Here is a 4929-nt window from a genome sequence, read left to right on the forward strand (position 1 = left end):
GGTTCTCGTGGTAGCCCAACAGGACCCACACGCGGACACCGTCCTCCAGTTCCGCCGGGGCGACCGCGCCGTGGCATTCCCGCAACCGCTCCCAGAGCCCGTCGAGCCCCCTGTCGGGCAAGGACCCGTACAGGCGGGTCAGCTGGTGAGGGCAGTGCGGGGAGGGCTGGTGAGGGTCGTCGCCGTCGGTTCGGATGGTCGTCATCGGGTGCGCGGTCCCCGGCGCGCCGGGGCCGCCTCCCTCCCTTCGAGGAGAAGACACGTCGTCGCGGTGACGGGAGGGGAGGGCGGACCCGACCGGACGTCGGGGCGGGGCCGTGCGGGTCAGCGCTCCTTTCGGAAGGGGCGGACCGGGCACGGCGGGAAATGGGGATGTGCGCCCTGGTCGTGGAATTCTAGAGGGGAGTCGGTCCTTTCCTCAACAGGCCGGGGAGCCTCGCGGCCCGGTTTTTCATGAGCGGCGGGAGCGGCATGGGAATTCTGATATGTCCGCTGTTGTATTCTTTTTCCGCCGTTCCTCGCGCCCTCGCCTTCCCGCGTGACCCGGTCGGGCGCCCCGCCCCGGACTGTCGGTGCCGGGCCGTAGCGTCGTCCACGTGAGCGATCGATGGAGTACCGACGACGTCTGGGCCCTGGCTCCGGACCCCCCGTCACGCAAGGCGGCGCTCAAGGTGGCCAAGCCGGGTTCTTGGCCCCAGAGCGGAGTGATCACCGACCCCTCCGGCGCCGCCTCAGCCGTGTGGGGCGAGTGCAAGGGGAGCGGCGCCAAGCCCTACCTCGCCGCCGCCCACCTGGACGGTGACGGCGGTCCGGCCTACAAGTGCAGCTGCCCCAGCCGCAAGATCCCCTGTAAGCACGTCCTCGCCCTGCTCGCCCTGTGGGCTCAGGGGACCGTGGACGTTCGCGACGAGCGCCCCGAGTGGGTCGCCACCTGGCTGACCGGGCGCGCCACACGCCAGGCCAAGGCGGCGGAGAAGGCGGCCAGGCCCGTGGACCCCACACGGGCGGAGGCCACGCTCAGGGAGCGGGAGAAGGCCGTCGCGGGCGGCATGGACGAGCTCCGGCTCTGGCTCAACGACCAGATCGACGCCGGGCTCGCCGAGGCGCCCAAGCACCGCTACGACCACTGGGACCGCATGGCCAAGCGCCTGGTGGACGCCAAGGCGGGTGGCGCCGCCTCCGCGGTCACCGAACTTCCCGGAGCCGTCCGGGCGACCGGCTGGCCCGAGGTCCTACTGGAGCGCCTCAGCATGATCCACCTGCTGGTCGGCGCCCACCGCGCCGGAGACGGCCTGGACGAGCGCACGCGCGGTGTGGTCCGCGCCAGGGTCGGCATCACCACCAAGGCGGATGAGGTGCTGGCGGACGGCGAACGCGTCCGCGACACCTGGTGCGTCCTGGGGGCGAGGAACACCCCCACCCCCGAGGGCGACATGACCGCCCACCGCGTGTGGCTGCGGGGCACGGACAGCGGCCGTCTCGCCCTGTCCCTGAGCTTCGCGCGCTCGGGGCAGGCGCCGCGGACCCCCTTCCGCGTCGGAACCGAGGTGAGCACGGAGCTCGCCTTCTACCCGGACGGCCAGCGCGTGGTGCCCGTGGCCGACGGCGACACCCGCACAGCGCCCCCGCCGCGGGGCACGACGGTGACCGAGGCGCTCGACGCCTTCGCCGCGGCACTCGCGGTCGACCCCTGGCGGGACACCTGGCCGATGGTCCTCGACCGGGCCGCCCCCGCCCACGACGGCGACCGATGGCACCTGGTCGACCCCTCCGGCACCGCGCTCCCCCTCGTCACCGGTGTGCCCTGGCGGCTCCTCGCCGTCACGGGCGGCCACCCCTCCACGGTGGTCGCCGAGTGGTCTCCCCGCCACGGACTCACCCCCCTGACCGTGTGGGACACGGACGGAAAGGTCGACGCACTGTGACACCGGACCCCCTGGGCACCACGGTGCCCGCCCCCCTCACTCCCGACCCCCCGACCCCCGCCGACTCGTGGGACCGACTGGTCTCCACCGCGCTCGTGGGCACCGCCCGGCGCGCCGTTCCCCCTACCCCCGACCTCCCCGAGACCCCCTCCGCAGAGGGCGCCGAGGCTCTGCTGGACCGCGCCGCCCTGGCCACGGTCCGGCGGGCGGCCGGATACGCGCCCGGGACCGCCGAACCCGTCACCCCGGACCCGGGGGGCGAACCGGCACGGATCGAGGGTGCGGCCGCGCACCGGCTCTCGCTGATCCTGGCCCAGCGGCCCGGGCTCCTCCCCGAGTGGTTGGAGCTGGTCGCGGCTAGCGGTCGCGAGGTGGACCGCGCCAACATCCCCGCCCTGCTCGAACGCGGTGAGCGCGACAGCCGGCTGCGCCCCGCGATCGCCGCCGCCGTCGGCACCCGGGGCCGCTGGCTGGCCGGACTCAACGATCGGTGGGCGTACGTGACGGCGGAGACGTTGCCCGGCGACGCCTTCGTCGAGGAGGACTGGGCGGACGGCGGCCCCTCCGAACGCCGCCGCGCCCTCGCCGTCCTGCGCGCCACCGACCCGGACGCCGCCCGTGCGCTCCTGGAGGCGGAGTGGGACGCGCTCAGCAGGGCCGAATGGCGTCGCCTCCTGCTCGACACGTTCTCCGTCGGCCCGGTTCCCGGCGACGCCGCCTTCCTGGACCGCGTCCTCGACGACAAGGCGGCCAACGTGCGTGGTCTGGCCCTGTCCCTGCTCACCCGGCTCCCCGGCAGCGCCCACGCCGACCGTCTGCGCGGCTACGTCCGTGAGCACGCCCGACTCGGCGTCCGCGGGGAACTGGTGGTCGACGACGTCGCCGCCACCCGCACCGACGTCCTCCGCGACCTGGCCCTGGTCGTCCCCGAGGCGTCCCGCTCCGGCGAGGTCTTCGAACGGACCTGGTCCCTGATCACGCACGCGCCCCTGGACGTGTGGACCGACCTGTTCGACACCACCCCCGGCGAGGTCTTCGCCGCGGCCGACGCGGCGCGCGAGGTCCGCCTGCGGGACGCGTTCGGCAACGCGATCGGACTCCAGGGGGATCCCGAGTGGGCGCGGGCGGTCATCGGTTTCCTGGGCCAGGGGCTGGTGGGGCAGCTCGCCGACACCGCCCGGGGCCGCGAGGCCGTCCACGTGGAGGCCCTGCTGGGAGTGCTCCCCGCCGAGGAGCGCTGCGCCGCGGCCCTGGCCGCCGCGCGTGACCGGAGCCGTGCCAAGACCCGTGACGCCGACCTCGCCCACCTGGCCCAGGCGGTCGGCGCGCCCTGGAACCGCGACCTGTGCGAGCTGTTCCTCGACCACCTGGGCGGGCCGGCCCCCAAGCACGGCCGCTCCCCGTCCGCCTACCGTTCCCTCTGCGACCTGGCGGCCGAGCGCCTGCGCCCCGAACACCTCGCCTCCCTGCCGGAGGCCCCTCCGCGCGGCGGCGCCGAGGCCGACGCCTTCCTCCGCCTGAGGGAACTCCTCCGCTTCCGTCTCGACATGCACAAGGAGCTCTAGTTGACCAGCAGCACCCCCTCCATCAGCACCGACGCGTCGCAGGCGCTGCGCCCCCACGCCGAACAGACCTACGCCGCCGAACTGGAGGCGCTGGCCAAGACCGACGACCGCCAGCGCCCGCCCGGCTGGCGGCTCTCCCCCTGGGCCGTCACCCAGTACCTGCTGGGCACCACGCTGGAGGACGGAACGGAGATCACGCCCAAGTACATCGGGTCGCGCCGCGTCGTGGAGGTCGCCGTGGCCACCCTGGCCACCGACCGCGCGCTGCTGCTCATCGGTGTGCCGGGCACGGCCAAGACCTGGCTGTCCGAGCACCTCGCGGCGGCCGTCGCCGGTGACTCCACCCTCCTGGTGCAGGGCACCGCGGGCACCTCCGAGGAGGCCGTCCGGTACGGGTGGAACTACGCCCGGCTGCTCGCCGAGGGGCCGTCCGAGGCGGCGCTCGTGCCCAGCCCGGTGATGACGGCGATGGCGCGCGGGTCGATCGGGCGCATCGAGGAGCTCACCCGCATGCCCTCCGACGTGCAGGACGGCCTGATCACCGTGCTGTCGGAGAAATCGCTGCCCGTCGCGGAGCTGGGGATCGAGGTCCAGGCGCAGCGCGGGTTCAACATCATCGCGACCGCCAACGACCGCGACCGCGGCGTCAACGACCTGTCCAGCGCGCTGCGCCGCCGCTTCAACACGGTGGTGCTGCCGGTCCCGGACAGCGTGGAGGACGAGATCCGCATCGTCACCCAGCGCGTGGAGCAGCTGGGGCGGTCGCTCGACCTGCCGGAGGTACCGACCAGCCTCACCGAGATTCAGCGCGTGGTCACCGTCTTCCGCGAACTGCGCTCGGGCGTGACCGAGGACAACGGGACCAAGGTCAAGTCCCCCAGCGGCACCCTGAGCACCGCCGAGGCCATCTCGGTCATCACCAACGGCATGGCGCTGGCCGCGCACTTCGGCGACGGCCGGCTGCGCCCCGCGGACGTCGCGGCCGGGATCCAGGGCGCCGTCGTCCAGGACCGGGTGTCCGACGGCGTGGTCTGGCGCGAGTACCTGGAGACCGTCGCGCGCGCACGCGACGGGTGGGGCGAGTTCTACCGGGCGTGCCGCGAGGTGGGCGCCTGATGGCCCGAGCCCGACTGGACACGAGCGGGCTGCACGTCCTGGGCGTGCGGCACCACGGCCCGGGCTCGGCCCGGGCCGTCCGGGCGGCCCTGGAGGAGATCAAACCCGACGCGGTGCTGATCGAGGGGCCCCCGGAGGCGGACGCGCTCACGCACCTGGTGGGGGAGCTGGAGCCCCCCGTGGCCCTGCTGGCGTACGTGAACGACGCGCCCAAGGGCGGTTCCGCGTCGGCCCCCTCGGCCTCCCGTGACGAAGAGGGGGGTGCTGCGGCCGGAGGCCGTCCGTTGAGGGTGGCGGCGGGTGACGGGTGGGCGTTCTGGCCG

The 4929-nt window shown here is 74.3% G+C and carries 4 protein-coding genes and 1 pseudogene; 4 read left to right on the forward strand and 1 reads right to left on the reverse strand.

The features are described from left to right. Positions 1-205 (reverse strand): annotated as a pseudogene (locus tag D471_RS36940) (cytochrome P450); the annotation flags it as partial. A 466-nt stretch (positions 206-671) separates the two neighbouring features. Between D471_RS36940 and D471_RS0129980 the strand changes: the two are divergent. From D471_RS0129980 to D471_RS36945, 4 genes are all read left to right on the forward strand, one after another. Beyond that, positions 672-1925 (forward strand): SWIM zinc finger family protein, encoded by a 1254-nt coding sequence (locus D471_RS0129980; protein ID WP_026128229.1) that lies wholly within the window; start codon positions 672-674, stop codon positions 1923-1925. Next, on the forward strand, positions 1922-3490 hold the full coding sequence (locus D471_RS0129985) for a DUF5691 domain-containing protein (protein WP_017602029.1): 1569 nt from the start codon (positions 1922-1924) through the stop codon (positions 3488-3490). Before D471_RS0129980 ends, D471_RS0129985 begins: the two co-directional genes overlap by 4 nt. Beyond that, a complete protein-coding gene (locus D471_RS0129990; protein ID WP_017602030.1) occupies positions 3491-4606 on the forward strand; it encodes an ATP-binding protein in 1116 nt (371 codons plus the stop codon). Next, positions 4606-4929: DUF5682 family protein (locus tag D471_RS36945; RefSeq protein WP_040691942.1), on the forward strand; the 324-nt coding region annotated here is incomplete at its 3' end. The genes D471_RS0129990 and D471_RS36945, both read left to right, overlap by 1 nt.

Source organism: Nocardiopsis lucentensis DSM 44048 (genome assembly GCF_000341125.1).
Taxonomy (GTDB): Bacteria; Actinomycetota; Actinomycetes; order Streptosporangiales; family Streptosporangiaceae; genus Nocardiopsis; species Nocardiopsis lucentensis.